Source organism: Leptospira jelokensis, from assembly GCF_004769635.1.
GTDB classification, from domain to species: Bacteria; Spirochaetota; Leptospiria; order Leptospirales; family Leptospiraceae; genus Leptospira_A; species Leptospira_A jelokensis.
This window is the reverse complement of sequence record NZ_RQGH01000013.1, coordinates 1-15,548: the sequence shown is the minus strand read 5'-3', so window position 1 is coordinate 15,548 and position 15,548 is coordinate 1. Positions and strand designations below refer to the sequence as shown.

The 15,548-nt window shown below is 38.1% G+C and carries 15 protein-coding genes; 8 read left to right on the top strand and 7 right to left on the bottom strand.

Annotated elements, in window-relative coordinates:
* Positions 1-14: 14 nt before the first annotated feature.
* Positions 15-869, top strand: a complete 855-nt coding sequence (locus EHQ62_RS06875; protein ID WP_135641466.1) for a hypothetical protein — start codon at positions 15-17, stop codon at positions 867-869.
* On the opposite strand, the gene EHQ62_RS06870 is transcribed toward EHQ62_RS06875, so the two are convergent.
* Genes EHQ62_RS06870 through EHQ62_RS06840 form a run of 7 tightly spaced genes read right to left on the bottom strand, consistent with a single transcriptional unit; the run spans position 832 to position 8,534 of the window.
* Positions 832-1,860 (bottom strand): AAA family ATPase, encoded by a 1,029-nt coding sequence (locus EHQ62_RS06870; protein ID WP_135641465.1) that lies wholly within the window; start codon positions 1,858-1,860, stop codon positions 832-834. The genes EHQ62_RS06875 and EHQ62_RS06870 overlap by 38 nt on opposite strands.
* Positions 1,857-3,278, bottom strand: coding sequence for a phenylacetate--CoA ligase family protein (locus tag EHQ62_RS06865; protein WP_135641464.1), 1,422 nt, complete (start codon positions 3,276-3,278; stop codon positions 1,857-1,859). The genes EHQ62_RS06870 and EHQ62_RS06865 overlap by 4 nt, the downstream gene beginning before the upstream one ends.
* On the bottom strand, positions 3,271-3,822 hold the full coding sequence (locus EHQ62_RS06860; protein ID WP_135641463.1) for a hypothetical protein: 552 nt from the start codon (positions 3,820-3,822) through the stop codon (positions 3,271-3,273). Before EHQ62_RS06860 ends, EHQ62_RS06865 begins: the two co-directional genes overlap by 8 nt.
* Positions 3,797-5,443 carry a vWA domain-containing protein gene (locus EHQ62_RS06855; protein WP_135641462.1) on the bottom strand — a complete coding sequence of 549 codons (1,647 nt, stop codon included), beginning with the start codon at positions 5,441-5,443 and terminating at the stop codon, positions 3,797-3,799. Before EHQ62_RS06855 ends, EHQ62_RS06860 begins: the two co-directional genes overlap by 26 nt.
* Entirely contained in the window at positions 5,444-6,382 is a 939-nt protein-coding gene (locus EHQ62_RS06850) for a hypothetical protein (protein ID WP_135641461.1), read from the bottom strand. It abuts the gene before it with no gap.
* Complete coding sequence (locus EHQ62_RS06845; protein ID WP_135641460.1) at positions 6,379-7,956, bottom strand: AAA family ATPase; 1,578 nt, start codon at positions 7,954-7,956, stop codon at positions 6,379-6,381. Before EHQ62_RS06845 ends, EHQ62_RS06850 begins: the two co-directional genes overlap by 4 nt.
* The gene (locus EHQ62_RS06840; RefSeq protein ID WP_135641459.1) at positions 7,953-8,534 is read right to left on the bottom strand and encodes a hypothetical protein; all 582 of its coding nucleotides are present in this window, start codon (positions 8,532-8,534) and stop codon (positions 7,953-7,955) included. Before EHQ62_RS06840 ends, EHQ62_RS06845 begins: the two co-directional genes overlap by 4 nt.
* A 73-nt stretch (positions 8,535-8,607) precedes the next feature.
* Between EHQ62_RS06840 and EHQ62_RS06835 the strand changes: the two genes are divergently transcribed.
* From EHQ62_RS06835 to EHQ62_RS06805, 7 genes are all read left to right on the top strand, one after another.
* Positions 8,608-9,522, top strand: coding sequence for a TIGR01777 family oxidoreductase (locus tag EHQ62_RS06835; RefSeq protein WP_135641458.1), 915 nt, complete (start codon positions 8,608-8,610; stop codon positions 9,520-9,522).
* A gap of 63 nt (positions 9,523-9,585) precedes the next feature.
* Positions 9,586-9,990 carry a c-type cytochrome gene (locus EHQ62_RS06830; protein WP_135641457.1) on the top strand — a complete coding sequence of 135 codons (405 nt, stop codon included), beginning with the start codon at positions 9,586-9,588 and terminating at the stop codon, positions 9,988-9,990.
* A 50-nt stretch (positions 9,991-10,040) separates the two neighbouring features.
* Positions 10,041-10,262 carry a hypothetical protein gene (locus EHQ62_RS06825; protein ID WP_135617659.1) on the top strand — a complete coding sequence of 74 codons (222 nt, stop codon included), beginning with the start codon at positions 10,041-10,043 and terminating at the stop codon, positions 10,260-10,262.
* A gap of 42 nt (positions 10,263-10,304) precedes the next feature.
* Positions 10,305-10,655 carry an STAS domain-containing protein gene (locus EHQ62_RS06820; RefSeq protein WP_039928787.1) on the top strand — a complete coding sequence of 117 codons (351 nt, stop codon included), beginning with the start codon at positions 10,305-10,307 and terminating at the stop codon, positions 10,653-10,655.
* A gap of 56 nt (positions 10,656-10,711) precedes the next feature.
* Positions 10,712-11,992, top strand: coding sequence for a citrate/2-methylcitrate synthase (locus EHQ62_RS06815; RefSeq protein WP_135635808.1), 1,281 nt, complete (start codon positions 10,712-10,714; stop codon positions 11,990-11,992).
* A gap of 16 nt (positions 11,993-12,008) precedes the next feature.
* A complete protein-coding gene (locus tag EHQ62_RS06810; protein ID WP_135641456.1) occupies positions 12,009-14,093 on the top strand; it encodes a SpoIIE family protein phosphatase in 2,085 nt (694 codons plus the stop codon).
* A gap of 237 nt (positions 14,094-14,330) precedes the next feature.
* On the top strand, positions 14,331-15,548 hold a 1,218-nt coding region (locus EHQ62_RS06805; protein WP_135641455.1), incomplete at its 3' end, for a hypothetical protein.

Sequence of the window (15,548 nt, the reverse complement as noted above, 5' to 3'; positions counted from 1 at the left end):
GGAAAGTTGAAGGAATGGAGATAATATCCCTTTACGAAGGACATACAGACTTCGGTAAACTTTCCCAACGATCTAAAACAAACCTAAACCCAATCCATCAGTACATCCAAGACGAGTTCCAAACAGGTGATCCTTGTCTTCTTTCTTCTCAAATGCCCTTTCTGCAATTACAGAATGTAATGGCAAAGATTCGCCACAAAATTTATGAAAACCATTCCATTGCAAACTTCCTTATTCCCATATTAGAAGAGTGGAATGTTGATCCAAATGATGTGTATGTGGATTTGTTTCGGCTTCGTTGTGTTCCAAATGGATTCCACCAAATGGAAGGTGCAGAATCAGTTCAATTCCTCCACCGTGACCCGTGGTATGCCAATCCTGAAAACCAAATCAATTTGTGGCTTCCCATCACAAAAGTAGAGTTAGGTTCTGGGTTTTCTCTTTATCCTTCTTATTTTTTGAACCCGGTGGAAAACAACTCTCACTCATTTGACTATGAGCATTGGATAGAAACGGGTGGGTTCCAAACAAGTTCCGATCACCCAAAAATCGGTGAAAAAGTATTCCCAAAACCTACAAGTCCTGTTTCGGATCCAAACCCTCTTTCGGTTGCGGGAGATTTTGGTGATTATTTTATTTTTGCCTCTCACCATTTGCATGGAACTAATGACAATTCACAAGGATATTCTCGCTTTAGTTTGGAAGTACGTTTTGTCATCGGTGAACATATCAAAAATCAAATTGGTCCTAAAAATATTGATAATGCTTCTAAGGGAACCACACTTTATGAAATGAAAAACTTGGTGAATGGTGAGGTATTACCAACGGATGTTATTGGATCTTACGTAAGGCAATCTGTTCTTTTGTAAAAGAAATCGGATGGATTGGCCATTTTTTGATTTGATTTACATAGTCGATTGCTAATTTCTCTCTTTCTAAAAAATTCCCTTTGATCATAAAAAAATCTCGTTTGGCTTCAGCCATCGCTTGCAAAAAACGGTTTTTCATTTCCTCCCTTTCGTCACCTAAGTCTCGTAATTTGTCCTTTTCCCATGGAATGTCGATGTCTAAAAATAAAGATGCATCATATTGTAAACCAAGCGCCCGTTCGGTGAGCCAAGGGATGTCTGATCTGTAGTATCTTTCTAAATATACTTTTGTTGTGAGTAAATCTGTATCCAAAAATAGAATTCCGTTTGAGTTTTTTGCGGCTTCAATTTCACTCAAAAGATGCCCTTTCGCGATCGGTAAAAAATCGGATTCGTCCATTGGAGTTGGTTTTTCTTCCAAATATTGCCTAGCAAACTCAGGGATCCAATTGGTTTCAAAATGATTTGCCAGTTTTTTTGTCAGTGTGGTTTTCCCAACGGACTCACTTCCTGTGAGAACAATCCGTTTGACAAAATAAGATCGGATTGGTTCAGGAATGTATTCCCAATATTGGATTGGGTTTTCACGGATCTTTGATGCCGAGATGGGTATTTGTTTTCTTTTTAGATCAATCGGTATATGTTGGCACCCAAGAACAGACGCGAGTGGGTCACCATACAATTCTGAGGTGAACACAAAATCGATGGGTAATTTGGAATGGGATGAAATTGTTTGTTTCCAAATCTCCCAAAAATTGGGATGGTCTTCTGGGTATTGTGGGTTTTCGTCCTTCACCCAAACCAATTTTATATTGGGATCTGGGATTAATCCTTTCATCCATTCAAAGCGGAGTTCTCCAGGTATGATCTCACGTTCTAAAGAACAAATAAGCACTGTTAGTAGATCACATTTTTTTTTTGCTTCTTTGATTAGGTGGAGGTGGCCTTTGTGAGGTGGGTAAAATTTACCAAGAACGAGTCCATGGATCATTTGTTGGCCTCAGTTTGGATTTGATAAGAATTGATATAAGCCAATTGCTTTTTTCCATCTAACGGATAATTGGTGGAAATCAAAACTTTGGAATTTTCACCAAAAAGGGATTTTAGTTCCTTATGTAAAATATTCTTTTCTATTTCCCATTGGAATTCATCTTTTATGATTTCCGTTTCCAAAGACAGGCGGCATTCCCATTCATCTTTTCTGGTTTGCTCCACTTGGAATTGGAAAATGAATGGTTTTTTTCTGAGAATCCTTCCTACATCAATTGGATTAATAGTATCTCCATTTGTATTCTGAAAATAAACGGATTTTCGACCAGATAACAGGCGTAAACGTGGGAAATGGTCACCGCAAAGGCAAGGTCCAAATTGAATTTCTCCCAGGTCACCTGTTTTGTAACGTAAAAGTGGCAAATAAGGGTTCCTTCCTCCAGTGACGACAATCTCACCCATATTGCCCGATGGGACTGGGAATCCAGTATCTTTTGATAATACTTCTACATACAAATCATGGGGTAGGATGTGCATCCATTCAGGATGGATCGGGCAGGAATATGCGATTGGCCCTGTTTCGTTTAACGAATAAAAGTTGATCACGGGGCATTGAAAGTAATCACTGAGTTTAGATCGTAAAGCTGGCGTTAGTTCAAGGGCAGTAGATTGGATGGCTTCTGGCTTATATTGGATCCCCATTTTCATTGCGGATTCAAAGGCATAGGGATCGCCAGTTAAGATTTGTGGAGAAGATTCTATGAGGAAATTTTGTAAGTCCGAAGGTTTTCTCCATGAATTTGGGTGGATATTGATTTTGGCAAATTTGGCCCCTCCCGCCAAACTATGACAGGTGGCGTATTCTATGGTTTTTTCCTGGTAACAAAGTTGGATGGCGAATGTTGATTTTGGTGAATGGATGGGTTTTACTCCAAACTTTTCTACGCTGTATTCAATCAGAGGTACATAACACCCAATTGACTTTGGATGGTTCGGCGCAAGGATTGGTTTTCCCGTTGTCCCAGAAGTTGGATTGATCACCATCTTGGATAAATCTAAATCTTTTGGAATGATGGCAGTGATGTTTGTTTGTAGGTCATCTCGATTCGTGAGTGGGATGGATTCGTATTCGTCACTAATGTTCAGTCCAAACAAACGGGAGCGAAAAAATTCAGACTGATTGCGAAAAACTTCAATGAATAAAAGAATGGACTCTTTGGTTTGGTAGTTCGCATCTTTTTTGGCTTGTAAAAATTCGTTTTGGAATGATTTCACAAACTGGTATTCATCTTCTCCAATTCGGTCACCAATTTTGGCATTCCATTTTGGTGCGTACTTTGAATGGATCAAATTCACTAATTCTTTTTCCCATTCTTCACGTAACAGAGGTGTTGTGGCAAAATCTAAAATTTTATTCACGGTTGTATTTTGAGGCAGCTTCTTCCTCTTCTTTTTGTTTCAATTGCCGTAGGATTTCTTTTGCTCTTTCTTGTGCTTTTTTTGTTTCATCTAAAATTCGGATTCGTTCACGAGAATCAATGGAAAGGTAACGATCTTTAAAGTATTCTTTGGTTTCATTTTCTGGAAAAATGCCAAGTGAATGGAATACACTTCGAATCAATTCTTCTGCCCGTTCAGCATCCGTTGTCCATGTATTGTAATTGGGGACAAGGTCACATAAAGTAGGTAAGGTATTTGTTAAGTATTCGAAGAGGGATTCTTTCGGTATTTCTGGGATTTGTGCCTCCTTGTCATTCAATAGATTTGCTAAAATAATATGGAGTGCTTTTAGATTGAGATTGGTGATGCTATCAAACGATTTTGGAAAAACATCTGTTTTCCCTTGGCCAGTGCGAAAAAAGAATACATCAAACCAGAGAGCATCCAGAGACACAGAAGGTAAATCCACCAAATGTAAGGCTGTGTTTAGAACTTGTTTAACGTAGTATCTGATTTCTAACATAATTCCTTTCTACGAAGTCCTTACTAAACTGAATTAAATCAGTCCAAGTTTTGATTGGGTAAATTTCCCAACCACTTTGTTTGAGTTCATTCACAACTGGGTTATTGTTTGGTTGGTACAGTTGTAAAACCATTGACCCTCCACCACATGCTTTTTCTAATGCATTTTTCACTATGGCACGCGGGTCACGTGGGTAAGTTTGGGTGAACATGGTATCAATTCCATCATCGGAGATGATTAGGATGTGGCGTTTTCTTTTGGGAACTTCTTTGTATCCATCTTCAAGAAGTTCCAAAGGAAAACATGTCCCTCCACCGAAATAACCAGTCAGTACTTTTAAGATTTCTTTTTCATTTTTAATAAAACCATTCGTAGTTAAAAATTCTTTTTCTCCTGACCATAATGTCACTCGCACACCACTGCCGGTTTTTAATGCAGATAAAGCGATGATGGCACCTGCTAAGGTTAGATACGATAATTCGTTTTGGGGATTTGGCATGGAACCTGAACAGTCAACAAACAAATCTAAGTCGATCGGGTTCAATTTGATTTCATTGGATGTTGTTTCGCCAAACACATCTTCAACGGTTGTATAACCTGGAATGATAACAGGGCTTTTGATTGTGGACTCAAGCCAATTGATTTTATCAATTGGAGAACCTGGATCCCATAATTCGTTCCCTTCTAAAATTTCTTCTTTTGCACCAGGAGTGATTAACTCTGGGAAAGGGACAAGGTAGGGCAAAGCTTTGTCTTTGTAGTATCGGTATGTGATTTCAGATATATCTGCTTCAATACCCATACTTTTACAAATGGTTGAATACTCGGCAGGTGAAAGGGATCGTTTCGAGCCTGTGATCCCTTCAGTAGGAAATAATTCGGATGAGATTTCTACGTCTGTGAGGCCTGAAGGAGGGGGCAGACCTTTCCCTGCATCCAAAGTATCTAATAAGGATTTGATGACTTTGGAATTCGATTCTTGATTGGTCTCAAAAAAATAAGGAAAACAGATACTAGCAAAATCGAACATTGCTTTTTCCCAATCATTAGGGTAATTGCGAATCATTCTTGAGACTAGGGCCGCATCCGATTGGATTTGGTCACTTAACGTCCCTTCGGTGAGAGTCCCAGTAGGAAGAGCCCATAATAATTCATAAGTTCGCATATAAAAATTCCAAAAAGGATCCTTCTGTTTCCCTAATTTTTTATAAACCTCTTCCATTCGTAAATTATTTTGCCGTTTTAGGTGATCGTTGATAAACAAGTCCTCGTAAATATTAACGATCATTGGTGTTAGGTGGTTATAACGAGGCATTGCTAAATTTGTGATGTATACTAATTTTGCTTGGTCTGCTAAATCCCCGGGACAGAAAACATGGTGTCCGATTTCGTGGCCTAAAATTTCCAAAGCAAAATCTTCGAGTTTGTAATGTTGGATTTGTCTCACAGATAATAGGACTCTATGGTCTTTTAAGCGAATGGCTGCAAAAGAAGTAGTTAAACCTTCTCCCTTTTCTTCGGATTCTGTGAATAAAAACTTAGCAGGCGTTAACTTTACATAATCACTCCAAAGTTTGAGTGCTTCATTCCATTTTGATTCCCAAACTTTTACAAAATCCACTTATGTTCTCCCCTTATAAAACAAATACAGTTGGTAAGAGTTTCTAAGAGTGATGATTAAAAAAGAATCCTTTTCAATAGATGAGGTGACGAAACTAGGATCAAGTTTTTGTTGTATCATAGGTTTCCAAAGGTTTGAAGGTTTATCACTCATTCTTACGGCGGATTGTGTTTTTTCGATGGGATAAAGACTGGTTCCAAATTCATCCACGAAGAGTTGAAACCAAGTTTCCCCTGAAGATACCAATATCTTTTCCAAGTCAAGATAAAGAATCGGTAATTGTTGGAAACTGCCACCAAACAAGGTATAACCAGAAATAAAACGGAAGTGGAAGTTTGGTTTTTCTGATTGGTTTCCCACTTTAGCAAAAAAAGGTGATTGGATTGAGGATTCATCGATCCCAAACAATTGTTTGATTTCAGATTTTAAAGATGGGTTTAGATTCAGGAATGGTGATTGTAAACTTTCTCTATATTCTGGTTTGCCACTTGCCCAATACAATAATCCTAACACAAAATTTGATTCCTCTATGGTTTGGATTTTGGGTAAGATAGAATGGAATCGTTTGAGAAAAACATCCTTTTTGTCAGGCTCCAATTTGGAAAACACATTGGCGAAATATGAAAAAAATAACTTTGGATCCCGTTTCACATCAGGGTGAATCTCAGAAAGGATTTGATAGAAAAGTTTTTTTGTTTGGTCCTTTATAGATAAAACATGTTTAGAAATCAGTATGACTAAGGTTTCAAATAAAGAAACGATTGTTACATCATCCATTTCAATTTTAAGATTGGTCAGTAAGGAATCCATAAAAAGTTCTAAGTGATCGGCCAATTCTTCCTCAGGGAATTGAGGGTTCACTCTTTTTATGGAATGGACGAAGTGATTACAAACTTCTTTGTGTTTGAGAAGGATGGATTTCCAGGGAATGGAACTCATACATTTGATTCCACCCATTTTAAGTAATTCGTATACCTTTGGTGGAGGTATTTTAGGTTTAACAAATCGTCAAACATATGGCCATATAACTTCCGTTGTTTGGACATGGATTCGATTTCTTTTTCAATTTCGACAAGCCTCTGTTTTGTCTCTTTCGCAGACAAACCTTCTAATCCTTTCTCAAAGATTTCTGTGAGTTGTGATACTTTATCATTTTTGTCAAGCCCAAGCCTTTCATATTCACTTAAAGACAAGGTAAAGAGTTTACGAATCCAACTCACACGATCACTTCTATAAATTTGATTTTCAGCTTCTTCAAAGAAAGGGGAGTCGATGTTTTGTGCTAGTTTATCATGGAGTACAAACGGTAAAACATGGCTTAGGTCATCGAGAGTAACTTCAGTTAGTCCTCGAAAGTAAGCGAGTGCCTTTGCATAATTGATGCAGGTAAAAATTGCCCTGACACTTAAGCCATTTTTGGTTTGTGAACCGATGTCTTTGATTTTGTCTTTTCCAGTCTCAAGAGATGACAATCGACTAAAATCGGAAGCACTGAGTTTTGCTGTGTCTTTTGTTTTGTATTCCAACTGTTCGCCGGCATACTCCATAAATTCAAACTGTGATGCAAAAAATTCCATCCTACGCCGAAGGCCTGTTGGGAATTGCACTTGTTTGATTTGTTCCGTGATGGTTTTCATTTCTTCTTCAGAAAATATGATTTCCTTTGGAACAAGTGATTCAGGTTTGTATCCTTCTTCAACCCTTTGGATGAGGTCCTTGATGAAACGTGTGTTAAAGTGTGGTGCTTTGACTACCACGTCAATTCGATCCCGAAGGGCTTCGATGACTTGGTAAGTTCCTCCACCCGCATCATCATTTGCAGTCAGATACCAAGCGGCCTCTGGGCATTCATAAATTTGGTCATAAATTTCTGCATAATTATCTCCCATAATGGTGAGAAGTGCTGATTGGGTTCGTGTAGGGATACGATTGTATTCATCGATGATTTTTACTTGCATCCCAAGCCATTTCCTCCATGCGATTTTGATTTCATCCATGGATTTCGCTTGCATCATATCACTTGGTAATGGGTTTCCCAGTAAATCAGTAATTGTCATTTGTGGTTGGCCATGTTGGATGGCTCGTTTGATTTCTTTGATAGAATACCCAGCCAAAATTCCCATTAAAATGGCTGATGCCGTTTTCCCACGTCCTGGACCACCAACTAACAAACATTTTCCTTTTACAATCAATGAAATTAAAGGTAGTAAAACAAAGCTTGAATAACTTTGCGCTGTTGGAAGTGTAACGGTAGATTTAGAATCACCAATCGAAAACTTTAATGGTGGTGTGTCATTGTATTCGATGTCATAAAATGGATTGATGATTGCAAAATTGGTAATCCAAAAATAGGCTTTTCTTAGTTTTTCATCTAAATCCAGATTTTGAGAATCTGATTTTTTTAAAGGAAGTGGCCCTTCTTCTAAAATACTTGTAATGTCAAATTTTCTTTCCTTACCTTTGTTTGGCGGAATTGTGGGAGATGCGGAAAGTTTATTAGGTGTGGTTGTCATAAAACCTCTTTTAATTTCACTTCAGCCAAACAACCAGTTCCGCCGTTTAATTTGAATTCCGGAGTTAGGATATAAATATTCTTTGGATACTCAGTTTCGATTTGGAACTTGGGGAGTTTGTCTAGTGGAATGGAAATTTGGTGTTTCCCTTTTTCTTGGAACAAATGTACAAATGAAACTATATCCTTTGGCATTCGGAGTTCTTTGTCTACATTGATGCTCTCTCGTAACAAAAATCGTAAAGTAAAAGGAGGGATCGTGTCATTTGGGCATGCTTCTACCGATAGGGATTCAAATTTTCTAGGTTGGAAAACCTTCCCATCCCAAACATGAGAGAGTTGCATTTCTAAGAAAAAATCAAAATCGACCGGCGAGTTACGAATCTTTCTCCAAACTGTGGAAGGATTTTTGTCTAATAGAAACGAAAGCCCAGTGGATGCAGTTACGTCTTCGATGCGAAACGGTGGATTTTCTTTGTAACGTTCGATCTTTTGGTTAGTTCCAGAATACAGAAAGTAGTTTCCAAAGAGAATACAAACGACACAAAAAAGAATCGGAAAAACAATCACAGGTCTCATAGAAAGAAAAACTTATGCTGAATGCGAAAAAGGGCTACTTCTTTTTTTATTTACACCATCCATTGGAGTCGTTATGAAAATTGGAATTTTAGGTGGAACAGGCCTTATTGGAACGTCCTTCATTGAAACTGCTGTCAAACATGGCCATCGTTTTCGTGTTTTCTCTCGTAGGAAGTCGATTCCAAAATCTTTATCCAAAATTCCAGAACTAGAATTTGTAAGTTGCCTTTTGCCACAATCCTCGGATTTAGAGGGACTTGATGCGATTCTCAATTTAGTTGGTGAACCAATTGCAGGCGTTAGGTGGACAGAAGAACGAAAACAATTGATTCGTACCTCAAGGATTGAATTCACAAGAGGACTAGTCGCACGCATCCAAGACCTTAAGACACCACCCAAAGTTTTCTTAAATGCAAGTGCTGTTGGTTATTATGGAATGTCCGAATCGGTCCACCCTCCCTTTTCCGAGTTGTCCCCTCCTGGGGATGATTTTTTAGCAAATCTCTGTGTGGATTGGGAAAACCAAACCAAACCTTTGGAACATTCAGGAATTAGAACGATTCTACTCCGTACGGGAATCGTGCTTTCACCAAACGGTGGTGCATTAGAAAAAATGATCCCTCCATTTCTATTGGGAGTCGGTGGTGCCATCGCTTCTGGAAACCAAGGGATGAGTTGGATCCATCTCTCTGATTTTATCCACGCAACATTACATTTGATGGCACTAGAATCTGCAAAAGGTGCCTTTAATTTGGTTTCTCCCAATCCGACAAGTAATGCGGAATTTTCAAAACAGTTGGCAAAAACTTTAAAACGTCCCAATATTTTCAAAGTACCTAGTTTCGCTATACAAGCGTTATTTGGCGAAGGCAGTGTAGTTGTGACAAAAGGTCAATACGTTGTCCCTGAAAAACTATTACAATCAGGTTATGAGTTTCAGTTTCAAAATTTAGAAAAGGCTCTCTCAAATCTTTTAGAAAAAAACTGATTTCTTCTTTTCAAAAGATGAGAAGGGTAGGAGACTGGAGCCATCCTTATCTCGGAGTAAGAAATGAACTCAAAAAAAGTATTAGTCTCTCTACTCGCTGTCTCCTTCGCATTTGTGATGGTGGCTTGTGGCGACTCCAAACCAAAAGAAGAAACACCAGCTGCTCAGGAAACTAGTTCTAGTGCCGATCCTGACATTGCAAAAGGAGAAGAATTGTACCTTCAAAATTGTTCTTCTTGCCACGGTGAAAAAGGAGCTGGTGACGGTGCTGCAGCTGCTGCTCTCAATCCAAAACCAAGAAACTATAAATCTCCTGCTTCTGAATGGAAAAATGGAAACACAATTGCTGGTATCACCAAAACTTTGAAACAAGGAATCAAAGGATCTCCAATGGTAGCCTATGGCCATTTGGGTGATGAAAACATCAATATCCTTGCAAAATACGTAGAATACCTTTCTAAAAATTAAATTGCCTATTTTCGGTTCCGTTTTTTTAGCGGAACCGAAACCCTTCCTTTATGAACCAAATCATCAAAAAAGCTGACCGACCCACCTGTGATTGTGGAACCACTCGGGAAGATGAGAACGCCCGTAAGGTTGTGAAATATTCCACTTGGGGGATGATTGCCATGGGCCTTGTCGGGATATCTGCTACACCAACGGACATCTATTTTGTCTGCCGAAAGTGCAAACAACCCTTTGGTCGGATGACAAAAGAAGAAAGAAAATCGAAATCCTAATTTTTGTTGACCCGCGTTCTCAGTGGAATTCCCTGGAGGCTAATGATGGAAGAGTTTAAGATTCGATTGGGATTTGAGAACGGGGGGAACCTCCCGGTGATCCATATTTCTGGCGAAATCACATCCGAAGCGGAAGAAGAAATTGTCGAATCTTACGAATCGATCCCACAGGACAAACGTTCTCGTGTGATCCTTAACTTTTCAGAAACTTCGTACATCAACTCAGCAGGCATTGCCACTCTCATCAGCCTCATCACAAAATCCTCCGAGAACCAGGGCAAAATTGAATTTGCCGGACTCAATACTCATTTCCGCAAGGTGATGGACATTGTGGGACTCACTGATTTTGTTCTCATTCACGATTCCCTTCATTCTGCACTCGCCCAAGTGTAAATTCTTCTAGATTCCTAACTTACGTTTGCTAAGATAGGAGGGAGAGAGGTCTTTTCATGAGTGAAGTGGAAATCCACATCAAAGGCAAAACATACAAACTTCCAGTGATCACTGGTACTGATGGAAAGGAAGGCATTGACCTTACTGATTTTTATCGAAAAACAGGGCTTGTCACTGTTGACCCTGGCTTGTTTAATACTGCCCTTGGTTTATCAAAAGTTTCCAGACGTGATCCTGAAAAAGGAGAACTTACCTATCGTGGATACGACCTTAAAGAACTTGCATACCAATCTACTTTTGTTGAAACATCTTTTTTATTAATTTATGGTAACCTTCCCACAAAGCAAGAGTTAAGTGATTTTTCAAGTCGCCTTTCAAAACACTCCATGATCCATGAGGATATGTTAAATCTATTTGATGGTTTCCCTGGTGTGGCAAACCCACTCGCTGTTTTATCAGTGATGGTAACCTCTTTATCGAGTTATTATTTAGAAGAGTACGAAGAAAAGTTAGATATGGGCGTAGACTTAATTGCACGATTACTCGCCAAAATTCGTACCATTGCTGCTTTCACTTACAAACACGCTGTGGGCCATCCCTTTGTATACCCACTCGATAAAAATCCTTACTGCACGAACTTTTTGTATATGATGCACAAATTGCCTGCAGACAATTACAATGTTCCAGAAGAATTTGATCGTATCCTAAACCAAATGTGGATCCTTCATGCTGACCACGAACAAAATGTATCCAATACTGCTGTGCAAGTGGTTGGCTCCACCCAAGCGAATTTGTTTGCATCCATTTCAGCTGGGATCATGGCACAATGGGGAGCAAGGGAAGGTGGAAGGCCAACTGCTGCCATTGGCCTCATCGAAGACATCATCAAAACAAAAACTCCTGTGAAAGATTACTTTGAAAGATTCAAACGGGGAGGACTCACCATCCGAACCAATGGTTTTGGACAAAAGGCATACGATGTGGTCAGTCCAAGGGCACAGGTGGCACGTGAGATCATCAAAGAATTTTACAAAGGCCGAAAACTGAGTGCGGTAGAAGACATTGCTTTGCAAATTGATGAAGTTGTTTGGAACGATTCTTATTTTATGGAAAATCTCCTGTATCCAAACTTGGAGTATTATTCTGGTTTGGTTTTCCATACCTTGGGAATCCCCAAAAATATGTTCTCTGTGATGCAAGTGATTGGAAGGCTCCCCGGTTGGCTTGCCCATTGGAGAGAACAAAGGATGAAAGGAGATTTCTCAAAAGTTCGTCCAAAACAAATATATGTGGGCGAAAACCAAAGAAAGTACATTCCGATCGCCAACCGTCTCTAGGGGAAAACGGGAATTTGTGAAACAGTATCTCCCTTGGACTTGTTTCCTCTGGAGTTTGGTACTTTTGTCATGTTCTGTGACAGAAGTACCACCCGTAGCAAAGAAAGGTCACCTAACAGCCGATCAGTATTTGGCAAATCCGAATCATACCATCCAATTGGTAGGAGATTGGGAGTATTACCCAGGCCTTTTGTTTTTACCAAAAGAATTACCTGAAATCAAATCCATCCGCGAACCTCATTATTTTACCGTTCCAGGTGTATGGACAAATTCCTTTTTGGAAAAGGGATTTTTAGCAGGTGATGGGTATGCAACATTTCATTTAGAATTTGTGCATGGACAAAAGGGGATCCCTCTTTCTATCAAATTGCCTGAAATGGAAACCGCCTATAATTTGTTTGTTGATGGTGAAAAATTAGGTTCAAATGGATTTGTTTCTACTTCTTACCAAACTGGAATACCTGAATACCGACCTCAAATCATTGATTTTATTCCAAAAGAAAACCAAACCTCCTTTTTATTACAAATTTCCAATTACCACCATCGAAAAGGTGGACCAGCACAGATCCTGACAGTAGGAAGAACTTCCGAAATCCACAAACAATTTGAGTTCGAAATCCTGCGTGATATGTTGGTGGTGGGAAGTATCCTGTTCATGGGTTTGTATCATATCTTCTTGTATTGGAATCGTAAAAAAGATCCATTTACCTATTGGTTTGCATTAACTTGTATTCTTGTGGCCTTACGTGTGTTTATCACAGGTAATAAATACCTCGTACAATTGTTTCCCAATCTCCCTTGGGAAATTCACTTAAAACTCAGTTACCTAAGTTTTTTCTTTATCACACCAATATTTGCAAGGTATGTATACTTGTTATTTAAACCATATTTCTCAAGAAGAGTTTATGAGTTACTAAAGTATTTTGGTTTTTCGTTTTGTTTTATCGTCATGGTAACGAGGTCATCGTTTTACACCTATTTGATGATCCCTTTTCAAATATTTACTTTATTTGGAGCTTTGTACACGATCATCGTTTTGTATCGGGCAATCCAAGATAAACTTCCTGGTTCCATCATTTTTTTAACTAGCTTTTTGGTCTTTGTGACCAGTTTTGTGAACGATATTTTGGTCAATAACCTCATCATCAATTCTCCACTTACCATCCATTTTGGAATTTTTATGATGTTCTTTGTGCAATCCATTTACATCGCACGAAATTTTTCAAAAGGATTTGTCGAAGCAGAGAACCTTGCAATTGAACTTTCAGAAAAAAACCAAACCCTTCAAAAGGTACAAAACCAAATTACAATTTTAAACGAACGATTAGAGTCGCGTGTCAAAGAAAAAACAATCGAATTACAAAGTAAATTGGATCAAATCACAAAGGACATGAGACTTGCCAAGTCCATCATCCACAGTGTCACGAAGGTTCCAGAGATGGAACCGTATCTGAAAGTGGACATTTTGTACAAACCGACTGCAGATGTAGGAGGTGATATCTATTTTGTAAAAAGGATCCAAGATTTTTACTATCGGTTTTTTTTGGGAGATGCCACAGGGCATGGATTACAAGCTGCATTGTATTCTATGATGATCCAATCAGAGTTTGAAAGGGTTTCGGCTGTGGCCATGCGTCCCAATGATCTTTTGTTCTACATGAACCAACATTTTTATGATAAAAATGCGGATTTGCAAATTTATTTCCCTGCCTTAGTAATGGATTTTGATTTCCACCAAAGTATCCTCCGTTATGCGGGAGGTGGTGTACAAAACCAAGTCATCCTAAAAAAGAACTCCGAACCAATGATATTAGAGAACACGGGACCCATCATTGGCATTTTGGAACACTATCGTTACGGCATTTTTGAAACAAAAGTTGAGTCAGGAGACCGGATCTTTTTGTTTACCGATGGACTTTTTGAAGAGTTAAATGAAGCAGATGGAATGCAAGCATGGGATGAATTGCTTCGTACCATCCAAAGTACGAACGGTTTGCCCTTCGCCGAAGTCATTCCATCCATCCAATCGATGTTATACCAAAAAATGAATAAAACCGTTTGGAAAGATGATTCGACTCTTATGTTGATTGAAGTGGTTTGAGCGGAAAGATATAAATAGTGCAGTCAATCTAAATCATCCTTTTATTCTATAAGGATTGGTTATTGGGTAATTTCTGAGTCGATTCTCTTTGAAATGATAAGTAGGGGAAACTTGGCGTATTCGCTGAATACGAATTGACAGCCTCCCTGAATAGGAAAATGTGTAAAAGTCTTCGCAGTATTGTGTTAGTTTATGAGATTTCTCGAATTGTTTTACAGATTCCTCCTTGAAATCCTTTTGGTTTCTATTGCTATATTTGCCTTACTTATCTTCGTTCAATTTAAAGGCGCAGATGTTGGGATCTTTGAGTTGGCTAATTGGCGTTATGTCCATTTGGGCGATGCAAGTGAAAATATTAAGAATGCCCTATTTCTAGCGAAAGGTGGAAAATTAAACGAATATGTGACTAGTAATCACATGCCTGGTTTGTATCTTTATCTATCTTTGTTTTTTTCAATTTTGCCAAAATATCTTTTGCTTAATTCATTAAGTAATGGAATTTTCATTCTACTATTTTCAAGTTTTGTTACCATTTTTACTTTAGTTGGTTTAACTTTCTTTTCCATCCGATTGATGTTGGGAGAGAAACAAGTTGTAATCTTTGCAAAAATATTTTTCTCTTTCATTCTCTTTCATTTATTTGTGCGTTTTGATTTTTACAGAGTTTTATCTGAAACTTACCTACCATTTTTGCAACTGACTTACTTAAGTTTATTTAGTTATTATTTATCCAATCGAAGGGAACGTTTCGGTTATTTGGTTTCTGCATACTATTGCATAGGTTTTTCCATTTTTTTTGGACTTACTAATCTTTTTACTGATTTTATTTTTTTTGTTTTTTTCACATTTTATCTGGTAAAGGATTTTCGAAGGATTCATTTAAAACATTTTGTTCCTGTTCTTCTTATACTAATTTTTCTTAAGTTTAAATCTGGAAATTTGGATTTCCGGTATTGGATTATTGAAACTAATAAAGCCCAAGGTCTAGGAAGTGGTTTTGCAATGTTCAAAACTATTTTAGGGAATGCTTTTTTTTGGCCTAAAAATTGGTACGAATTAGATTCCTTTGGTCCACTTTATGACCATCGAATTTTCGTTACAATACTAGGTCTAATTGCCATTTTCCTTACAAGGAAATTTTTACATATGGTTTTGTTATTATGTTTGAGCATTCTTGTTTTGCCACTTGATTCTTGGAGAATTCCTGAACAGGGAAATATTTGGATATCTCAGTCATATAAAACAGATGTAAATATGGGGATTTGTTTTTTTTATTTATTAGTCGTTTCAGATAAAGTTAAAGACAATATTGATCGACTCCTTGAAGTATTTAAGTCGAAATTCAATTTTAAATTAGAAAAAGTAATTTCTAAATTTGGTGTGCTATTGATCAGTATATTTTGTTTTTTTCAGATTTTCTCTTATTTGGCCAACTTCATCGAATTTGAAAAATTT

Excerpts from the sequence above, each read along its gene's own strand:
- EHQ62_RS06875 (WP_135641466.1), top strand. The coding sequence starts at position 15 with ATGGAGATAATATCCCTTTACGAAGGACATACAGACTTCGGTAAACTT.
- EHQ62_RS06870 (WP_135641465.1), bottom strand. The coding sequence starts at position 1,860 with ATGATCCATGGACTCGTTCTTGGTAAATTTTACCCACCTCACAAAGGC.
- EHQ62_RS06860 (WP_135641463.1), bottom strand. The coding sequence starts at position 3,822 with ATGTTAGAAATCAGATACTACGTTAAACAAGTTCTAAACACAGCCTTA.
- EHQ62_RS06850 (WP_135641461.1), bottom strand. The coding sequence starts at position 6,382 with ATGAGTTCCATTCCCTGGAAATCCATCCTTCTCAAACACAAAGAAGTT.
- EHQ62_RS06845 (WP_135641460.1), bottom strand. The coding sequence starts at position 7,956 with ATGACAACCACACCTAATAAACTTTCCGCATCTCCCACAATTCCGCCA.
- EHQ62_RS06840 (WP_135641459.1), bottom strand. The coding sequence starts at position 8,534 with ATGAGACCTGTGATTGTTTTTCCGATTCTTTTTTGTGTCGTTTGTATT.
- EHQ62_RS06835 (WP_135641458.1), top strand. The coding sequence starts at position 8,608 with ATGAAAATTGGAATTTTAGGTGGAACAGGCCTTATTGGAACGTCCTTC.
- EHQ62_RS06830 (WP_135641457.1), top strand. The coding sequence starts at position 9,586 with ATGAACTCAAAAAAAGTATTAGTCTCTCTACTCGCTGTCTCCTTCGCA.
- EHQ62_RS06825 (WP_135617659.1), top strand. The coding sequence starts at position 10,041 with ATGAACCAAATCATCAAAAAAGCTGACCGACCCACCTGTGATTGTGGA.
- EHQ62_RS06820 (WP_039928787.1), top strand. The coding sequence starts at position 10,305 with ATGATGGAAGAGTTTAAGATTCGATTGGGATTTGAGAACGGGGGGAAC.
- EHQ62_RS06815 (WP_135635808.1), top strand. The coding sequence starts at position 10,712 with ATGAGTGAAGTGGAAATCCACATCAAAGGCAAAACATACAAACTTCCA.